Origin of the sequence: Thiothrix sp. UBA5583 (assembly GCA_002425225.1) — a bacterium.
Taxonomy (GTDB): Bacteria; Pseudomonadota; Gammaproteobacteria; order Thiotrichales; family Thiotrichaceae; genus Thiothrix; species Thiothrix moscowensis.
Window position 1 is genome coordinate 124458 of the sequence record DILV01000018.1, and the last position, 17981, is coordinate 142438.

The 17981-nt window shown below is 48.5% G+C and carries 19 protein-coding genes; 13 read left to right on the plus strand and 6 right to left on the minus strand.

Features of this window, described 5'->3' with window-relative positions; translation table 11 throughout:
- Window positions 1–12 precede the first annotated feature (12 nt).
- The 10 genes from B2U47_RS06850 to B2U47_RS06895 all read left to right on the plus strand — a co-directional run bounded on the left by B2U47_RS06850 (window position 13) and on the right by B2U47_RS06895 (window position 11393).
- Window positions 13–597 (plus strand): anthranilate synthase component II, encoded by a 585-nt coding sequence (locus B2U47_RS06850; RefSeq protein ID WP_296675281.1) that lies wholly within the window; start codon window positions 13–15, stop codon window positions 595–597.
- The gene (locus B2U47_RS06855) at window positions 587–1033 is read left to right on the plus strand and encodes an RDD family protein (protein ID WP_296675278.1); all 447 of its coding nucleotides are present in this window, start codon (window positions 587–589) and stop codon (window positions 1031–1033) included. Before B2U47_RS06850 ends, B2U47_RS06855 begins: the two co-directional genes overlap by 11 nt.
- Before the next feature lie 56 nt (window positions 1034–1089).
- Complete coding sequence (locus tag B2U47_RS06860) at window positions 1090–2577, plus strand: leucyl aminopeptidase (protein WP_296675275.1); 1488 nt, start codon at window positions 1090–1092, stop codon at window positions 2575–2577.
- The gene (locus B2U47_RS06865) at window positions 2574–3002 is read left to right on the plus strand and encodes a DNA polymerase III subunit chi (protein ID WP_296675273.1); all 429 of its coding nucleotides are present in this window, start codon (window positions 2574–2576) and stop codon (window positions 3000–3002) included. Before B2U47_RS06860 ends, B2U47_RS06865 begins: the two co-directional genes overlap by 4 nt.
- Window positions 3003–3019: 17 nt before the next feature.
- The gene (locus B2U47_RS06870; RefSeq protein ID WP_296675267.1) at window positions 3020–3358 is read left to right on the plus strand and encodes a hypothetical protein; all 339 of its coding nucleotides are present in this window, start codon (window positions 3020–3022) and stop codon (window positions 3356–3358) included.
- Between the two features lie 47 nt (window positions 3359–3405).
- Window positions 3406–6231, plus strand: a complete 2826-nt coding sequence (locus B2U47_RS06875) for a valine--tRNA ligase (protein WP_296683917.1) — start codon at window positions 3406–3408, stop codon at window positions 6229–6231.
- 132 nt (window positions 6232–6363) lie between these two features.
- Entirely contained in the window at window positions 6364–6690 is a 327-nt protein-coding gene (locus B2U47_RS06880; RefSeq protein ID WP_296675255.1) for a BrnA antitoxin family protein, read from the plus strand.
- Window positions 6691–6961: 271 nt separating this feature from the next.
- Window positions 6962–7948: a DNA-methyltransferase gene (locus B2U47_RS06885; RefSeq protein ID WP_296675252.1), complete on the plus strand. Its 987-nt coding sequence runs from the start codon at window positions 6962–6964 to the stop codon at window positions 7946–7948.
- A 12-nt stretch (window positions 7949–7960) separates the two neighbouring features.
- Complete coding sequence (locus B2U47_RS06890; RefSeq protein WP_296675249.1) at window positions 7961–10033, plus strand: ATP-binding protein; 2073 nt, start codon at window positions 7961–7963, stop codon at window positions 10031–10033.
- A gap of 4 nt (window positions 10034–10037) precedes the next feature.
- A complete protein-coding gene (locus B2U47_RS06895) occupies window positions 10038–11393 on the plus strand; it encodes a hypothetical protein (RefSeq protein WP_296675245.1) in 1356 nt (451 codons plus the stop codon).
- Here the strand turns inward: B2U47_RS06895 and B2U47_RS06900 are convergent.
- The 6 genes from B2U47_RS06900 to phaE form a co-directional block, all read right to left on the minus strand.
- Complete coding sequence (locus tag B2U47_RS06900; RefSeq protein ID WP_296688294.1) at window positions 11388–11762, minus strand: XisI protein; 375 nt, start codon at window positions 11760–11762, stop codon at window positions 11388–11390. The genes B2U47_RS06895 and B2U47_RS06900 overlap by 6 nt on opposite strands.
- Window positions 11708–12280, minus strand: a complete 573-nt coding sequence (locus B2U47_RS06905) for a Uma2 family endonuclease (protein WP_296675238.1) — start codon at window positions 12278–12280, stop codon at window positions 11708–11710. The genes B2U47_RS06900 and B2U47_RS06905 overlap by 55 nt, the downstream gene beginning before the upstream one ends.
- A 9-nt stretch (window positions 12281–12289) precedes the next feature.
- Window positions 12290–12862, minus strand: a complete 573-nt coding sequence (locus tag B2U47_RS06910; RefSeq protein WP_296675234.1) for a Uma2 family endonuclease — start codon at window positions 12860–12862, stop codon at window positions 12290–12292.
- A gap of 177 nt (window positions 12863–13039) precedes the next feature.
- The gene (locus tag B2U47_RS06915; RefSeq protein ID WP_296675229.1) at window positions 13040–13411 is read right to left on the minus strand and encodes a hypothetical protein; all 372 of its coding nucleotides are present in this window, start codon (window positions 13409–13411) and stop codon (window positions 13040–13042) included.
- A 116-nt stretch (window positions 13412–13527) separates the two neighbouring features.
- On the minus strand, window positions 13528–14589 hold the full coding sequence (locus B2U47_RS06920; RefSeq protein ID WP_296675225.1) for a class III poly(R)-hydroxyalkanoic acid synthase subunit PhaC: 1062 nt from the start codon (window positions 14587–14589) through the stop codon (window positions 13528–13530).
- 29 nt (window positions 14590–14618) lie between these two features.
- Window positions 14619–15728, minus strand: a complete 1110-nt coding sequence (gene phaE, locus B2U47_RS06925) for a class III poly(R)-hydroxyalkanoic acid synthase subunit PhaE (RefSeq protein WP_296675222.1) — start codon at window positions 15726–15728, stop codon at window positions 14619–14621.
- 242 nt (window positions 15729–15970) lie between these two features.
- Here phaE and phbB point away from each other — a divergent pair, with 242 nt between their 5' ends.
- The 3 genes from phbB to mog all read left to right on the plus strand — a co-directional run bounded on the left by phbB (window position 15971) and on the right by mog (window position 17924).
- Window positions 15971–16699 (plus strand): acetoacetyl-CoA reductase, encoded by a 729-nt coding sequence (phbB, locus tag B2U47_RS06930; RefSeq protein WP_296675218.1) that lies wholly within the window; start codon window positions 15971–15973, stop codon window positions 16697–16699.
- A gap of 198 nt (window positions 16700–16897) precedes the next feature.
- Window positions 16898–17350: a polyhydroxyalkanoate synthesis repressor PhaR gene (gene phaR / locus B2U47_RS06935; protein ID WP_296675214.1), complete on the plus strand. Its 453-nt coding sequence runs from the start codon at window positions 16898–16900 to the stop codon at window positions 17348–17350.
- A 40-nt stretch (window positions 17351–17390) separates the two neighbouring features.
- Window positions 17391–17924 (plus strand): molybdopterin adenylyltransferase, encoded by a 534-nt coding sequence (gene mog / locus B2U47_RS06940; protein ID WP_296675211.1) that lies wholly within the window; start codon window positions 17391–17393, stop codon window positions 17922–17924.
- Window positions 17925–17981 lie beyond the last annotated feature (57 nt).

Here is a 17981-nt window from a genome sequence, read left to right on the forward strand (position 1 = left end):
AGGAGGTGTAAGATGCGTGTCTTAATGGTTGATAACTATGACTCTTTTACTTACAACCTTGTTCAGTATCTGGGTGAGTTGGGTGCAGACGTTCAGGTTGTACGTAACGACGAAATCCCGGTGGAAGCGATTGACGATATTGCGCCGGACAAGATCGTGCTGTCCCCCGGCCCTTGTACGCCGACCGAAGCGGGTATTTCCATCCCCACCCTGCTGCGCTTTGCCGGAAAAATCCCGATTCTGGGCGTATGCCTTGGGCATCAATCCATCGGGCAGGCGTTTGGCGGCAGGATTATCCGCGCCAAGGAAATCATGCACGGCAAAACCTCCATGATCCATCACAAAGGCGTGGGCGTATTCAGCAACTTGCCCAGCCCGCTGGAAGCTACCCGCTACCATTCGCTGGTGATTGAGCAGGCAACCATCCCCGACTGTCTGGAAATTACCGCGTGGACGAAAACGGCAGACGGCAAGCTGGATGAAATCATGGGCGTGCGGCATAAAACCCTGCCGGTGGAAGGGGTGCAGTTCCACCCGGAATCCATCCTGACGCAGTATGGGCATGAGATGCTGAGGAATTTTCTGGATGGAAAATAACGTCACCCTCCTGCGCCGCCTTGGTGCAATGATCTACGACACCGTACTCGCCGGTTTCAGTATCGTGGTGGTCGCTGGCATCATTGCCGTCATTTTCCAGAGCATCACTGGCATCAAACTGCCTGACGTGGCGATGATCCTGCTCTACGCGGGCATGGCTTATGGCTTTTTTACCTTTTTCTGGATGCGCGGCGGGCAAACGCTGGGGATGCGGGCTTGGAAAGTGCGCGTAGTCACCAGCGACGATCAGCCCATCAACCGCCAGCAGGCCTCGGCGCGTTTCCTCTGGTCTATTGCCAGTTGGGCTGCGCTGGGTATCGGTTTTCTGGTTTCCCTTGTCAACACTGACAAACTGACGTGGCATGACCGTTTTTCCGGTACACGTCTGATCAGGATTGAAAAACCCCTTCCCTGGTGGCCCCGGCAGCAAAAATAGTCGGTCTGGGGTAAACTTACCCGCTATCACCACCAGAATGACTGCAAGGATAATGCATGAACTACCACTTTGAGGCATCTGCCAACCCCGCCACCATCCATACCGATTGCGTGATCGTGGGCATCTATAAACAGGGCAAACTGTCAGCGGCGGCCAGTCAACTGGATGCAGCCAGTGAAGGTGCCATTACTGCCCATCTGGACATGGGTGATTTCAGCGGCGACAAGCATCGTACCAGCCTGGTGTACAAACTGCCGGGTGTTACCAGCAAACGAGTGCTGCTGGTGGGCATGGGGGAAAAGGACAAACTAACCCAGGAATCCCTCGCACAGCTTACCCAAACAGCAGTTAATGCGCTGAAAACCAGCAAAACCAACAATGTGGTTTCCTTCCTGACCGATGAAATTGCCCCGGACTTTCTGGAAGCAGCCGTGCGCCAAACAGTAACTGCCGTAACGGATGCGCTGTACACTTTCGACCAGTTCAAGAGCAAGAAAGACGAAGCAGCCCGCCCGGTATTGGCAGGCTGGACGGTTGCCCACACACTCGCCGGTGATTTCAGCAAACCACTCAGTCATGGTATTGCCATTGCTGAAGGCATGTGCGTCGCCCGTGACCTTGCCAACAGCCCCGGCAATGTCTGCACCCCCTCCCATCTGGCAATGGTGGCGCAGGAGCTTGCCAATTCTTCCAACAAAACCGACGTCAACATTCTTGAAGAAGGCGACATGGAAGCCTTGGGCATGGGTTCTTTCCTGTCGGTGTCCAAGGGCAGTGCGCAAGACGGCAAAATGATCATCCTGCAATACCACGGCGGTAAAACCGGTGAAGCGCCGCTAGTACTGGTAGGCAAAGGCATTACCTTCGACACCGGTGGCATCTCACTTAAACCGAGCGCTGCCATGGATGAAATGAAATTCGACATGAGTGGAGCAGCCAGTGTGTTGGGGACAATGACCGCCTGCATTGCCATGCAATTACCCTTGAATGTGGTCGGCATGATCGCAGCGGCTGAGAACATGCCTAGCAGCAAAGCCAGCAAACCGGGCGACATCGTGACCAGCATGTCCGGCAAGACCATCGAAATTCTCAATACGGATGCGGAAGGTCGTCTGGTCTTGTGTGATGCCCTCACCTACGCCGAACGCTTCAACCCGGCAGCCGTCATCGACATTGCTACCCTGACTGGTGCGTGCATCACTGCGCTGGGGCATCACACCAGTGGACTGCTTGGCAATAGCGATGCACTGGCAGAAGAAATCATCATTGCCAGCAAACAGGCCAGTGATGATGTGTGGCGCTTGCCTATGGGTGAAAAATATCAGGATCAGCTCAAAAGCAACTTCGCCGACATGGCAAACATTGGTGGCGCACCGGGCGGCACGATCACCGCCGCCTGTTTCCTGTCACGCTTTGCCGAAAACTATCCGTGGGCACATCTGGATATTGCCGGTACTGCCTGGAAAAGCGGTGCGGCAAAAGGCGCGACCGGACGCCCGGTTCCCCTGCTGTGCCAATGGCTGATCAACCGTGCTGGCACATGACCAAAGTTGATTTTTACGTTGGCAAGACCAACAGTTTGCAGGCACGGCTGTTGCTGGCCTGCAAGGTCGTGACCAAAGCCCATCAACACGGGATGCCGACCTACATCCACACCGACAGCCCCGCCACGACCGCACGACTGGATGATTTGTTGTGGACATTTCACGACATTGCGTTCATTCCTCATGCACTGGCTCCCAGCAAGGAAGCCAATAGCCGCATCCTGCTGGGGCATGATCACGAGCCGATGGAAAACTGTGGATTGCTGATTAATTTATCCAACGAAATACCGTCTTTTTTCTCGCGGTTTGAACGTCTGGCTGAAATTCTGGATCAGGAAGAAGCTATTTTGCACGCTGGTCGCAAACGTTATCAGTTTTATCGGGACAGGGGCTATAATCTGGACTACCATCAACTGAATATCTGACAACAGCCACAAGCAACATGATGCAGGATTTTGACAAAACCATACGCATTCCGGTCATTACCGATCTGGTAAGAGCAGGTAATCCTGAGGTTGTGGGTGTAACCAAAAACCAGCAAGCCAAACAGCAGCGTCGCCAGGTCTTTGAACAACGCCTGAAGGAACGCATTGCCGAGCTGCAATCTGCCACCGGACAAGATGAATATTCCGGCTTGGCGCGTGCCCATGCCATCCGCTCGGAAAGCCACCGGGAAAACGACGCATCCACCCAGTCGCGTTTCGACCCTTCAGTAGAAAAGCACATCGACGCCGCCCGCCACGAGCTGATCCGTGAACTTTCCGGGATGTTGAAGCCGTAAAATCCCGTTATAATGCCGTGTTTTGGACTTGCACAAAGTAGCGGCACATGGAAAAGACCTACCAACCTCAAGACATCGAACAACGCTGGTATCAGCACTGGGAACAAAGCGGCTATTTCGCCCCCAAAGGCGAAGGCAAGCCGTATTGCATCATGATCCCGCCGCCGAACGTCACCGGCACGCTGCACATGGGGCACGGTTTCAACCAGATGGTGATCGACACCCTGATCCGCTACCACCGCATGAAGGGCGACAAAACCCTCTACCAACCCGGCACTGACCACGCAGGCATCGCCACGCAAATGGTGGTGGAACGCCAATTGCTGGCACAAGGTGTGACCCGCCACGATCTGGGGCGTGAGGCTTTCCTCGAAAAGGTCTGGGAGTGGAAAGGGCAATCCGGCGACACCATCAACCGCCAATTGCGCCGTTTGGGGACGACCCCCGACTGGTCACGCGAACGCTTTACGATGGATGAAGGCTTGTCGGAGGCGGTGCGTGAAGTGTTCGTGCGCCTGCATGAAGAAGGCTTGATCTATCGCGGCAAACGCTTGGTGAATTGGGATACCGTGTTGCACACCGCTGTTTCCGACCTTGAAGTTGTGTCCGAAGAAGAAAACGGCAATATGTGGCACTTCCGCTACCCGCTGGCGGATGCGGCGGGCAATGCCACTGACGAATTCCTGATCGTTGCCACCACGCGCCCGGAAACCATGCTGGGTGACTCCGCCGTGGCGGTGAACCCGAAAGACGAGCGCTACCAGCATTTGATTGGCAAAAACGTGGTGCTGCCGCTGGTGGGGCGCTTGATTCCGGTGGTGGGCGACGATTACGCTGACCCAGAAAAAGGCACGGGCTGTGTGAAAATTACCCCGGCACACGATTTCAACGACTATCAGGTGGGCAAGCGTCACCACCTGCCGCTGATTAATATTTTTACCATTGATGCCTGCATCAACGAGGTAGCACCGGAAAAATATCAGGGTCTGGAACGCTTTGCGGCGCGTAAGCAAATCGTCGCGGACATGGACGCGCTCGGCTTGCTGGACAAAATCGAAGACCACAAGCTGATGGTTCCGCGTGGCGACCGTTCCGGCACGGTGATCGAACCGTACCTGACGGATCAGTGGTACGTGGATTTGACCCGCGAAACGCTGGATGACGGACGACCCGGCGGCAAAACCGCGATTGCCCAACCGGCGATTGACGTGGTGGCGAATGGTGAAGTGCGCTTCATTCCGGGCAACTGGGTGAACACCTACAACCACTGGATGAACAACCTCGACGACTGGTGCATTTCACGCCAATTGTGGTGGGGGCATCGCATTCCGGCGTGGTATGACGAGGCGGGCAATGTTTACGTGGCGCGTTCCGAAGCTGAAGTACGCAGCAAATACAGCCTGCCTGCCGACCTCGCCTTGCGTCAGGATGAGGACGTGCTGGATACGTGGTTCTCCTCCGCGCTGTGGCCGTTTTCTACCCTCGGTTGGCCGAATGTTGACGATGAGGCACTGAAAGCCTTCTACCCGACCCAAATGCTGATGACCGGCTTCGACATCATCTTCTTCTGGGTGGCGCGGATGATCATGTTCGGCAAGAAATTCATGGGCGACGTGCCGTTCCGCGACGTGTACATCCACGGGCTGGTGAAGGATGCGGACGGGCAGAAAATGTCCAAATCCAAGGGTAACGTACTCGACCCGCTCGACATTATCGACGGCATCGACCTCGAAGCACTGGTTGCCAAACGCACTACTGGTTTGATGCGTCCCGAAGATGCTCCGAAAATCGAAAAGGCCACCCGCAAGCAATTCCCCGACGGCATCACCCCGCACGGCACGGATGCGCTGCGCATGACCTTTGCCTCGTTCGCCACGGCGGGGCGCGACATCCGCTTCGATATGCAGCGGCTGGAAGGCTACCGCAATTTCTGCAACAAGCTGTGGAACGCGGCGCGTTACGTGCTGATGCAGTGCGAAGAGCAGGATACCGGGCTGGACGCATCCTTGCCGGTGGAATTGTCGGCGGCAGATCGCTGGATCATTTCCTTGCTGCAACAGACCGAGGCTGAAGTCGCCGACCACATCGACAATTACCGCTTCGACCTTGCCGCCAAAGCGATGTACGAATTTGCCTGGCACGAATACTGCGACTGGTATCTGGAGCTGACCAAGCCGATTTTAAGCAAAGCCAACGACAACCAGGCCGCCAAACGTGGCACACGCCGTACCTTGGTGCGCGTACTGGAAGCAGCGTTGCGCCTGATGCACCCGATCATGCCGTTCATCACCGAAGAAATCTGGCAGAACATCAAGGGCTTGGCGGGCGTATCCGGCGATTCCATCATGCTGCAACCCTACCCCGTCGCCGACACGGCACTGGTTGACCAAGCCGCGCTGACGGAAATCGAATGGGTGAAAGCCTTCATCATGGGCATCCGCCGCATCCGCTCCGAGATGGACATCAAGCCGGGGCAAGTGCTGGACGTGCTGCTGCAAAACTGGAACGACACCGACAAGGCGCTGTTCACCACCAGCGAAGCGTTTGCGCGGACGCTGGCGAAAGTCGGCAACGTGACGTGGCTGGAAGCGGGGGCGGATGCGCCGGAGTCGGCTACCGCACTGGTTGGCGAAATGCAAATCCTCATCCCGCTGGCGGGGCTGATCGACAAAGACGCGGAAATTGCGCGGCTGAGTAAGGAAATCGAGAAGCTGCAAAAGAATCTCGGCGGGTTGGAAGGTCGGCTGAATAATCCGGCGTTTGCGGACAAAGCTCCGGCAGCAGTGCTGGAACAGACGCGCAAGCAGGCGGATGAGCAGCGCGTGGCGTTGGGACAGTTGGTGGGGCAGTTGGAGAAGATTCGGGCGTTGTGATTGACTGAATCCTTATCGTAAATTGCGCTTGCAGACGTTGGGATTATGGAACGGGGTGGTTGTATTTGTGGTACACACGCCCCGTTTGTATAAAGACCACATTATCTCCATCCGTAAGGAAGGCAGAGAAACATGAAGAACGAATCTACTGGAAGTATTTCCCCCGATAACCTGACCGATTGGGCGCAGGTACGGGCGATGAAAGATGAAGATATTCATCATGATGCCGATAGCCCCAAGACTACTACCGATGACTGGGAAGGCGCAGTGATGAAGGTGGCAGGGAATGAAGTCGGTACAGTACGCACACGCGGGCGGCAAAAAACACCACCTAAAGTGCAACTGTCGCTACGGATTTCCCCAGACGTGGTGGAATTTTTCCGCGCAACAGGTGATGGCTGGCAAACACGCATGGATGATGCTTTGCGCGAGTGGGTGGAGCAGCATAAAGCAGCTTAGTAATTACCTCGAAAGGCGGGAAGGACGGCTGAATAATCCGCTATTTGCGGATAAAGCTCCGGCAGCAGTATTCCACAAACGCGCAAGCAAGCGGGTTAGCAGCGGGCTACTTTGGGGCAGTTGAAGAAAATTCGGGTGTTGTGAACTAATAATTACTTCTGCCAGATGTTTATATCTTCCGGCAAAAGTCAGAAATGATATTTTATGTAATGAAAAGAGTGTCGAAGCATGACGAATACACGGAAATTTAGATTCAAGTCAGATGAGTCATATGGCCACTGAAATATATCAAACTCAATATGGAAAACTGTTTGGTGCTAACTTTAACGATCTGCACCTAGACCTATTAAAAGAAAAATACCAAGGAAAATTTAACTTAATAATAACATCGCCACCGTTCCCTCTGAACAACAAAAAAAAATATGGAAACCTGAAAGGCGAAAATTACTACCAATGGTTTGCTGATTTAGCTCCTATATTTTATGATCTCCTTGCAGATGATGGCTCATTAGTAATAGAAATAGGAAATTCTTGGGAGGCTAATAGACCCGTCCAATCACTCCTTCACTTGGAATGTTTATTCTCACTTGTTAAAAATGAAGATTCCGATTTAAGATTAATACAAGAATTCATTTGTTATAACCCCTCACGCTTACCATCTCCTGCACAGTGGGTAACAGTTAATAGGTTGAGAACAGTAGATAGCTATACGCATGTATGGTGGTTAGCCAAAAGTGATTTCCCCAAAGCAGATAATTCAAAAGTGCTACGTCCTTACTCTAAAGGCATGAAGAAACTTATAGAAACCAAACAATATAATGCAGGAAAACGACCATCAGAACATGACATTAGCCTACAAACCTTTGCAAAAGATAACGGTGGCAGCATTGCTCATAATCTGATAGAGCTAGAATCAATAGATGAATCTCGTGATGTCAGATTGCCACATAATGTTTTAAGCTTTTCTAATACAAGCTCAAATGATCACTACTCAAAACAGTGTAGAAAAAATGGCATTACGCCCCATCCTGCCCGGATGCCACAAGGATTAGTTAATTTTTTTATTCAGTTTTTAACTAATGAAAATGATCTAATTCTTGATCCATTTGCGGGAAGCAATACAACAGGATATTGTGCGGAAAAGTTAAATCGGCAGTGGATTTCTGTTGAAGCGGACAAAAACTATGCTTATGATTCCATTGTGAGATTTGAAGACCCAAGCATTGACTCAAAACTTGAGATCATAACCCCAAAATAGAGAGGCAAACCAATGATTACCCAACAACTAAATTTAATAATGGAAGGTGATATTTTCAAGGATGGTCGTGATCAGTCTCTTTTTGTTGGGCGACCATACTACCTTGATTATGAACAAGCTAATATTCTTGTTTCAGATGCTTGGAAACACCGAGTCAAGGGCATTCCTCAAGGTGCATTTTTATTAGCATTCTATGATGGAGAAGATGGCGTAGATGAGGCTTTATTATTACGAGCATTAGCCCCTTCAAAACTACCAACTGATAATAATATTGTTAGCTCCATGATTGAATATTACAAAGAAGGCACAGACATAAGTGGAAGAGCAGACAGCGAACAAAAAAGTAAACTTGACGATTTTACACGTTATGAATTCAGTTTTTCTGGCTTACAATGTAGAGTACTTGGATCATTTTACAAAATAAAGAAAAGTATAGGACAAGGAAAAGCAAAAGAAACTATTGAATTTGGTGCTGACTTAGAAAACTTTTATTCTGCCAACAATTACAGTGTTTATAAAGCCACAGATAAAATTTTGCAAAAGATTACTAATCAACGTGACCAAGGAATTATTGCAGGTAACGAAAACGAATTCAAAATAGGTGTTGTGCGGTATAGTTCAAACCGTCGCTTTCAGTCTACTGAGAAGGAAGTGGATGTTTTTGTGAGTCCCCAAGACCTTATCGGAAAACGAACAGCACTTTTTGGCATGACTAGAACAGGAAAATCAAATACAGTCAAAAAAATTATTGAAGCAACTGCTGAAATATCTAAAAAATCCCCCACTAAAACATTGCCAAATACCGTCACGTCATCAACGCCTTTTACACAAGATGGATCACCACAGTATCCAGTCGGACAAATTATCTTTGATATAAATGGAGAATATGCAAATCCCAACATGCAGGATCAGGGAACTGCCATTTATGAGCTGTATCAAAATAATGTAATTAGATATTCCATCACTGACAAAACATCTGAAGGTTTTAAAGTTTTAAAAATAAACTTTTATAATGAGATTCAAGCAGGATTCAGATTAATAGTAAGTGCACTCTCAGATGAAAGTAGTGCCTATATTAAAAGCTTTTGCACTGTTGATCTTGTTGAACCAGAAAATTACAAAGCACCTCGCGATCAAAAAACCAGCGATGAAAGAAATGCAGCAATTGCATATGACAAAAAAATCGCCATTTACAAATGCTGTTTACATGAAGCAAAATTCAAAAAATCATCTAGTCATAATACGGTAAAATTTTATGGTGATGCAGGAACAATCAATAAAATTGTTCCAAATATAAAGCCCCATTCTGGAATTTCTTTAGAAGATGCATCTTTTTGGTTTCAAGAAGTCTTTAACGCTATGGCATCAGATGAGCATAAAGAAAAATTTGAAGAATACAAAAAAGAGAAGGGGAAGAACTTTTTTGATGAGGATATGTTGGCACTTCTCACATTTTTAACTAGAAAACCAGCACCGGGCAAACAAGCTAGTTATAGTGGATTTAGATTATTGCGTCAGTTTCAGAACTTACATACCGAGTTATCAAATACATCTTTTGAACAAGAAATTCTCTATAGTTTACGAAAAGGTAATATCATCATAATAGATTTATCGCAAGGAGAAGAAAATATAAGAAGATTATATTCAGAAAAAATCACTCGTAAAATATTCGAAAATTCCATGGATAGGTTTACAAAAACATTACCTAATAACTTCATTCAGTTCTACTTTGAAGAGGCTCACAATCTTTTCCCAAAGCAAGAGGAAAAAGACTTATCGAATATTTACAATCGACTTGCCAAAGAAGGAGCAAAACTTAGTTTGGGGATAGCATATGCCACACAAGAAGTTAGCTCCATCAGTGCAAATATCTTGAAAAACACTCAAAATTGGTTTATTGCGCATTTAAATAATGAAGATGAATTAAAAGAATTAAAGAAATACTATGACTTTTCAGATTTCACTGCTTCATTATTGAAATTTAGTTCCGGCAATGATAAAGGCTTCGTAAGAATGAAAACATATACAAATCCTTTTGTTGTTCCAGTTCAAATTGATAGATTTCTGGCTAACAGAGAGGTATAGAAGCATGGCGATTACATCTCGAAGCTCCAAACCAAATGAATGGGCGGCAAAAATAAACCACACTCATTTGATCAATGATCCTTTTATAAAAAACTTCATTGATAACTGCCATCTCCCCAAAGATTGTTCGGATGTGGACATTGCAGATATTAGCGAGATCAACACGTTACCTCAAAATATCAACAATCCAATTAATTATATTCTTACTGTTGATGGCGGTTATACAATAGTTGAGCCAAAAAAGACTTTTCCATCTTCACAAATTGCTTTTTTTCAATTTGGGGCAATCTTATTAAAGACTAAGGATCTAAATGACTTATCAGAAAAACCATTTATCTTTCCCGAAGATATGCAAAAGCTACATAATTTGGAAAGACTTAAGCTAGCTATCCCAATAAAAGGCATAACTCGTAGAAAAGAAAATTCACTCAATAACTCCATAAGAAAAACATTGCATGAATTTTTCTTGCAAGATAGAGGTGATGGTACATCTTTAATGGAAAGTCTTAAGTGGCTTTTATTTAGAGAGTATAAGAATACACCTACTGAAAAATACACCTTAGGTAGCGACCCAAACAAGAATATAGAAGATTGCAAAATAGATATTATCAGAAGCCAAATAAAATCAGACTTCACATTTGAATCTAGCTCAGGCTTGATATATTTAACAGATGTGTTTCGTCTGCACGAAATTGTGGATGAAGAGCATGGTGCATCTGGTCTGCTTGGTTATTTAACACGAGCAGTTGAACAACTAATAATTGTTTATTACATTCATTATTTATACAAAAAACAATCATCTTTAATAAAAGAGTTTCTCTTTGTATCAGATGGCCCTCTAAGTTTTGCAGGACAAACTGCCAGATTACATCAGCCATTAAGGGAATTATGTAATTTTTTGAGAGAAAAAGATTACTTATTTTTAGTTGGGGTAGAAAAAAGTGGAGCTTTCACTGAACATGCTCAGCAAATTTGCTCGGCGAAAGATTCTATTCTCAAGTATGGACAGTATATCTTATTGAATAACCAGTATATTTACAAGTATATAATACCTGGCGAAGCAGATAAAACCACTTATGGATCGACTTCTTACTACAGCGGAAAGGTTATTTTTTATTCTAACGACAAACAAATACTAACGATTACTGTACCAACACCTGATAAAAACTCTGTCTTATCTCCCAACAAAAATGACTATGCTAATTTGGATATAATCCTACTGAATCTTCAAAAATTAAGATGTAATATGTATGACGACTCTATTGTTCCTGTTGCATTGGCAAATAAATTAGTTTCACTATCTAACCACCCAAGTCAGATCTTACTCGAAAAATTCACAAAGACAACCATGAAGTTATAGCAAAGCAAAACCTGTATATTGCCTCACTGATGGATGCCGAAACCCCAATACAATATCCGACTTGGGAATACCGGCATCCACCAATTCAGTTGCTACGCCTTCTTCCGTACCGTCGTACTGAATCCAAATCTTACCATCAATCAACTGGATATGAATAACCGCACCTTGTAGATAATCATCTCCACGCCAACCCGCCTGCAATAAAACATAATTGCCATGTTCATCATCAAAACTTACACTGGATTTGATGACATCATCTACGGAATCGTATTTGAGGTATTCCAACAGAATTTTCCTGATAATCTCGGAGTAACTCAATTCAGCACACCCTGATAAATTGCCGCCACACTCAACACTATATCCAAACAAGGCAGCGTAATTTCATCATCCAACCGATCGAACTGCTGTAATCCCCAGCTACCATCAGGCAAGCGTACCAGTATATCCACCTGCGCTTTATCCTGCGCAACGACCAGATAGGCTTGCAGGGAGGCAATACTCTGATAGGCCAGGGATTTTTCCATATAATCCTTGCGAATGGTGGAATCAGAAGCAACCTCAACAATCAAGCAAGGCTTTTCCAAGTAGTAGTCATCCGCCTCATCATCTGCCGAGCAACTCACCACCACATCCGGGTAATAATAGGTTTTGTATTTGGCTACCCGTACTTTTACGTCAGAGAAAAACACCTCACAGCCTTTGCGGTTGGCTGCATCCTCCATGCGATTAATAAAGTTTCTAGCAATACGGTTGTGCCGCTTGCTCGCCCCTGCCATCAGGTAAATTTGCCCATCCACATATTCATGGCGTTCAGCGGCAAGTTTTTCACCTTCCAGATACTCAGCCTCGCTAAGATATTGCCCCGACATTTGACGCGCTACAGGCATAACATTCTCCTACAACACCCTTCGATAAATATCCGCCACCGTCACCCGACATTCCAGCGTACTGATTTCCACCACATCCTGCATCTCATGAAACTCGGAATAGACCCACTGCTTATCCGCCTGCCGCTGGTATTTTTCCACGCGGCAATAATCCTGCGCCACCAACAGGTATTCCTGCAAGGACGGGATCAGTTGGTAATGGAAGAATTTCAGCCCACGGTCATAGGCTTCGGTAGATGCAGACAGGACTTCGATAATCACCAGCGGATTCAGCAATACATCGCCGTTTTCATCCTCATATAGCTCATCACCACAGGTAACGACCACATCGGGATAGCTGAACTTGTTGGTTTTGTCGGTGCGTGTCCTGACTTTCATATCGCTGGAATAAACCCCACAAGGTTTTTCCAGCAATTGCGCCCCCAATGAAACTACCAGATTGGTGGAAATCTGCTTATGTTCGCGGCTTGCCCCCGCCATTGCGTACATTTCGCCGTTCAAATATTCACTTTTGAACTCGGCTTGGCGTTCGTGCTGGAGGTATTCCGCTTCGCTCAACAGGTAAGCAGGTTGCGCTGGCATGGTGTATTTCCTTAAGTCACTACCGCTGAACATAGCACGGCTCGCCCGCTGTCGCTATTCCGATTGAAATACCAGGCAACACTTAGCAGCACCGCTGTTGCCTCCACAAATCCCACGCATTCCAACCAGTCCAAACCAATTACGAGGGGCAGTTTGCGCCCCTCTAGCTGTCAACAATTACTGCAACTTCAGCTTCGCCTTCACCCCATCCACCAAGCCCTTGACCTTGGTATAATCCGGTCCTGCCACAATCACTGTGCCACCGCTAGCATAAGGCTCTTCCGGTGCATCGCAGCCACCTTCGTCACTCACGCAATACAGCACGACCTTATAGTCGCTTTTGAAACCAACAACTTCGTTACGCGGATTGGTGGAACTTTTTTCGGTGACACCCAAGGCAGCAAAGGCTTTTTTGCCCTGCTCGCGGCATTCAGCCAATGGCATACTGGACTCGAAAAAGCCGGTAGTGTGCTCGATGAAAGGGGCATCAGCAGACGCTGCTGCGCTCAGGCAGAACAGGGAAGTGGCTAACCAGGATGTGATTTTCATTACGATGTCCTTGCAGTGATAAACAGCCACGATCATGGCATGTTCCTGCTACGTAGTCATCAGTAACCCCCTGTCAGCCGACACCTCCCCGACGAGGGGAGGCGGGCGGGAAACTGTCAGCTACGTTTGGTCAACCATTCGCCAATGGCGGGTGGAATGGTTTTCTGTGCCTTGCCGCTGACGTAGATACCGATATGACCGCCCTTGAAAGACAGCTCGGTATAGTCAGATGAGCCAGTCGCACCATTCAGCGCACGGGACGCATCCGGCGGAACCAGGTGATCCTGCTCGGCAAACACATTCAGAATCGGCATGGTGACATTTTTCAGATCAATCGTGTACTTGCCGATCTGGACTTCACCTTTCAGCAGCTTGTTTTGCTGGAAAAAGTCCTTGATGAACTGGCGGAAAGTTTCTCCCGCCTGATCCGGGCTATCGAAAATCCACTTTTCCATGCGCATGAAGTTTTTCAGGGTCTTGGCATCGCCCATCATGTCGACCATGCCGAGGTACTTCTGCCCCATCAACTGGTATGGCTTCAGGTTGAGGAATGTCCAGTTGAGCATTTCGCCTGGAATATTGCCGGTCGTATCCACCAACAAGTCGATGTCGATGTTTTGTACCCAGTGGCTGAGCATATTGTCTGGCGTTTGGTAGTCAACCGGCGTCACCATTGTCACCAGATTCTTGACCTTTTCAGGGTGCATGGCACTGTAGCACAGGCTAAATGCACCACCCTGACAAATACCCAGCAGGTTGATGGCATCCACCCCGTGGCTTGCACGGATGAAGTCCACACAGTTGTCCAGATAGCCGTTGAGGTAGTCATCCATCATCAGGTAACGGTCGGAAGCATCCGGGTAGCCCCAGTCGATCAGGTACACATCCTGACCCGCATCCAGCAAGCCCTTGACGGTGGAACGGTCTTCCTGAATATCGGTCATGTACGGGCGGTTCACCAGCGCGTACACAATCAGCATTGGCACGGTATTGGTCGGCTCTTTTTCACCCACGTAACGCAGCAGCTTGAGCTTGTCTTCGGTATACACCACCTCGAACGGAGTAACGCCGGAAGAAATCTCGCCGACTTCCATCAGGTTGGTCACACCCTGGGCAAGTTTTTCGTTGAAAGTTTTCACTTCGCTCAGGATCGCATCGGGACGCATTTGAAACGGCATGTTCGTTCTCCTTGAATTCGCTGTGGTGATCAGGCTTTCTTGCTACGACGGGCTGGTTTGGCAGGTGGTGCAGCTTCAGCAACAGGTTCTGTTGCCGGGGCGACTTCCGCAACCGGGGCAGGTGCGGCTGCCGGAGCCGAAGCAACTGCGCTCAAGGCGTCCAGCTTGCGGGAAAGTTCCTGAACCTGCTGACGCAAAGCACGGATTTCACGGCGGGCTTCCTGCTGTTTCTGGAACGCTGCATTCAGCTCTTTACGGGTTGGCAGGTTGGCAGCCTCATAAATGCTATCCATTTCTGCATTGACACCCTGCTTGAATGCCATCAGCGCATTGACCAAATCACCGTAAACCACTTGATATTCATCGGTCATGGCAAATTTGCCGTAGACTTCTTCGTTAACATCCACCCACAGGTCATACAGCTCACGCAGGCTGCTGATACTCTTGCCCTCTTCACGCAGACTGGCAACCCGCGCACGCAGGGCATTCACCGATTCCAGCCCCTGCTTGGCGAAGGCTTTCAGGTAATCATCCAGCGCTTCCTGATAGTTTGCACCCAGTTGTGTCAGGGCTTGCAGACGTTCCTGGGATTCGCGGTTGTAACCGATCGCTGGCGTACCCAGCAATTTATCCAGTTGTTCCTGCCAGTTTTGTGACATTGGCATCTGGAAACCACCTGCACCCATTTTCTGGAACGCTTCCATCCCCAGACTTTTGGTGACACGCTGCCAACTGTCCAGCAATGCTTGGCCTGCGCCGAAACCGTGGGCAGAAAACTTGCCTGCATCCAGATTCGCACAGCAAGACTGAAAACCGGATTCCATCGAGTTCATCCACGCTTCAATGGCTTCTGCGCCAGTAGCACCCGCCTGCCGGACTTTGTAGGTACTTTCTGCGAGGTTCATGTAGACCTTGCCCATGTCAACCATGCGCTGGAAAGCATCGGTAGAGGCACCGGGAACAGTGTGAGGGCTAACCGCTTTCCACCACTGATCCAGACCCTGTGTCCAGTCTGGCATGGCAGGTTGTGCAGCAATACCTGGCTGACCCATTTTGGACAAATCCGCCCACGCATCCCAGTAACGCTTTTGTGCATCAGACCAGTTTTTCATCATATCGTCAGACCAAGCAGGTATCATTGTTCTATCCTCAATGCGTAAAAAAGGTTGCCTTTCACGAGCTTATCATGCTAATTTGTGCGCCGCAACAATGTTGACAGTTCCACTCAATTACGGCTTGCCAAAACAACAGCAATCGGCTTATTGTTGACAACCCAAGCGCATAGCATAGTTTGAGACATTCTACACCCCCCATCTCCCGCTAGGGAGAGAGGGAAGCAAATTGATGACAGATTACATTACTACATTGAGGAGCATTGATTATGAGTAAGGTTGCACTGGTAACTGGCGGTACTGGCGGTATCGGTAACGCGATTTGCAAACAATTTGCCGCAGAGGGCTACAAGGTAGTCACCACCTATTTCGAGCCGGAAGAGCAAGCCAAAGCCTGGCAAGCCAAGCAAGGCTATGAAGTTGCCATCTACCCTTGTGATGTCAGCAGCTACGACGATTGCGTGAAACTGAAAGAAGCAGTGGAAGCCGATTTTGGTCAAGTTGACATCGTGGTCAACTGCGCAGGCATTACCCGCGACGCCACTTTCAAGAAAATCACCCCGGCGCATTGGGCTGCGGTCATGAAAACCAACCTCGACAGCATCTTCAACGTAACTCACCAGTTCGTTAACCAGATGGCTGACCGTGGTTTTGGTCGTGTCATCAATATCTCTTCCGTCAATGGTCAGAAGGGTCAGTTCGGTCAAACCAACTACAGCGCAGCGAAAGCAGGTGTACACGGTTTCACCATGGCGCTGGCACAGGAAGTAGCACGCAAGGGCGTTACCATCAACACTCTGTCCCCTGGCTACATCGCTACCGAAATGGTTATGGCGATTGCCGAAGACGTGCGTAACAAAATCATTGCGCAAATCCCGGTAGGCCGTCTGGGTACACCAGAAGAAATGGCTGCGATCGTTTCCTTCCTGGCATCCGACAATGCTGGCTTCATCACTGGTGCGAACATTTCTGCCAACGGCGGTCAGTTCATCCACTAAGACTGGCATTATCCTGTCTAATACCCTTCCCCCATGCGAGGCGGGAAGGGTTTTCAGCCTGCATTCCCCCTTTTCGTGCACAAGTTCACGTTTTTTGTGTGCATAACAAAACGTTAACCTATAGAATCAAGGCAAGAGCGACACGGCAGATGTACGCCTGATCTTGTTATCCACAGCACGACAACCAATCGACTATCTATGGCAGAAGAACGCATCATCAAAAAATACCCGAACCGTCGTTTGTATGACACTACCCAAAGCTGCTACATCACCCTGAATGATGTACGCGATTTGGTACTTGCAGACACACCGTTCAAGGTTATTGACCGCCAATCTGGCGATGACATCACCCGTAGCATCCTGTTACAAATCATCATGGAACAGGAGTCTGGCGGTCAACCCCTTTTCAGCGCAGATATTCTGGAACAATTCATCCGCAATTACAGTGATACCACCCGTATGGGCTTCTCGGAATACATGCGTCAGAGCATTGATTTGTTTACCAGCCAACAAACTGCCATGCGCGAGCAGATGCACAAGGTACTGGCAGGCACACCATTGGATACATGGCTCAAAGTAGGCGAGCACAACATGCACACCTGGCAAAAAATGCAGGAAAGCATCATGTCAAGTTTACAGCCAAAAAAGTAACTGTACCTTATCCCCAACACGACCAGACAGCAGGACAGGCATGGATTGCATCCGAATTGGCATCATCACTGCATCAGACCGGGCAAGTGCAGGCATTTACGAAGATATTTCCGGCATGGCAATACAGGACACCTTGAAAAGCTACCTGTTGTCATCCTTCGAGATTGTTTACCGCTGCATCCCTGACGAACAGGCTGTGATTGAACAAACCATGATCGAACTGGCAGATCAACAAGCCTGTTGCCTGATTGTGACCACAGGTGGAACCGGGCCTGCCCCGCGTGATGTCACCCCGGAAGCCACTGAAAATGTCTGCATCAAAATGCTGCCCGGCTTTGGGGAATTGATGCGACAGGTGAGCCTGCAATATGTGCCCACTGCCATCCTTTCCCGCCAAACTGCCGGTATCCGGGGTCAGTCACTGATCCTCAACCTGCCGGGCAAACCGGCCTCCATCCGCCAATGTTTGGATGCGGTATTCCCTGCCATTCCCTACTGTATTGATCTGATTGGCGGCCCTTACCTCCAGTGCAATGAAGCAGTAATCAAGGCATTCCGCCCGAAATCCACCTGATGCATGGAACGGGAGGGTATTCATTATATTGCGAAATAATAATGCTATACTGCCGTC

Bases quoted from the DNA above. Each gene is read 5' to 3' on its own strand.
- B2U47_RS06895 (WP_296675245.1), top strand. From the start codon at position 10,038: ATGGCGATTACATCTCGAAGCTCCAAACCAAATGAATGGGCGGCAAAA.
- B2U47_RS06880 (WP_296675255.1), top strand. From the start codon at position 6,364: ATGAAGAACGAATCTACTGGAAGTATTTCCCCCGATAACCTGACCGAT.
- B2U47_RS06875 (WP_296683917.1), top strand. From the start codon at position 3,406: ATGGAAAAGACCTACCAACCTCAAGACATCGAACAACGCTGGTATCAG.
- B2U47_RS06870 (WP_296675267.1), top strand. From the start codon at position 3,020: ATGATGCAGGATTTTGACAAAACCATACGCATTCCGGTCATTACCGAT.
- phbB (WP_296675218.1), top strand. From the start codon at position 15,971: ATGAGTAAGGTTGCACTGGTAACTGGCGGTACTGGCGGTATCGGTAAC.
- B2U47_RS06865 (WP_296675273.1), top strand. From the start codon at position 2,574: ATGACCAAAGTTGATTTTTACGTTGGCAAGACCAACAGTTTGCAGGCA.
- B2U47_RS06885 (WP_296675252.1), top strand. From the start codon at position 6,962: ATGGCCACTGAAATATATCAAACTCAATATGGAAAACTGTTTGGTGCT.
- B2U47_RS06910 (WP_296675234.1), bottom strand. From the start codon at position 12,862: ATGCCAGCGCAACCTGCTTACCTGTTGAGCGAAGCGGAATACCTCCAG.
- B2U47_RS06890 (WP_296675249.1), top strand. From the start codon at position 7,961: ATGATTACCCAACAACTAAATTTAATAATGGAAGGTGATATTTTCAAG.
- B2U47_RS06860 (WP_296675275.1), top strand. From the start codon at position 1,090: ATGAACTACCACTTTGAGGCATCTGCCAACCCCGCCACCATCCATACC.
- B2U47_RS06850 (WP_296675281.1), top strand. From the start codon at position 13: ATGCGTGTCTTAATGGTTGATAACTATGACTCTTTTACTTACAACCTT.
- B2U47_RS06905 (WP_296675238.1), bottom strand. From the start codon at position 12,280: ATGCCTGTAGCGCGTCAAATGTCGGGGCAATATCTTAGCGAGGCTGAG.
- mog (WP_296675211.1), top strand. From the start codon at position 17,391: ATGGATTGCATCCGAATTGGCATCATCACTGCATCAGACCGGGCAAGT.
- B2U47_RS06855 (WP_296675278.1), top strand. From the start codon at position 587: ATGGAAAATAACGTCACCCTCCTGCGCCGCCTTGGTGCAATGATCTAC.
- B2U47_RS06915 (WP_296675229.1), bottom strand. From the start codon at position 13,411: ATGAAAATCACATCCTGGTTAGCCACTTCCCTGTTCTGCCTGAGCGCA.
- phaE (WP_296675222.1), bottom strand. From the start codon at position 15,728: ATGATACCTGCTTGGTCTGACGATATGATGAAAAACTGGTCTGATGCA.
- phaR (WP_296675214.1), top strand. From the start codon at position 16,898: ATGGCAGAAGAACGCATCATCAAAAAATACCCGAACCGTCGTTTGTAT.
- B2U47_RS06920 (WP_296675225.1), bottom strand. From the start codon at position 14,589: ATGCCGTTTCAAATGCGTCCCGATGCGATCCTGAGCGAAGTGAAAACT.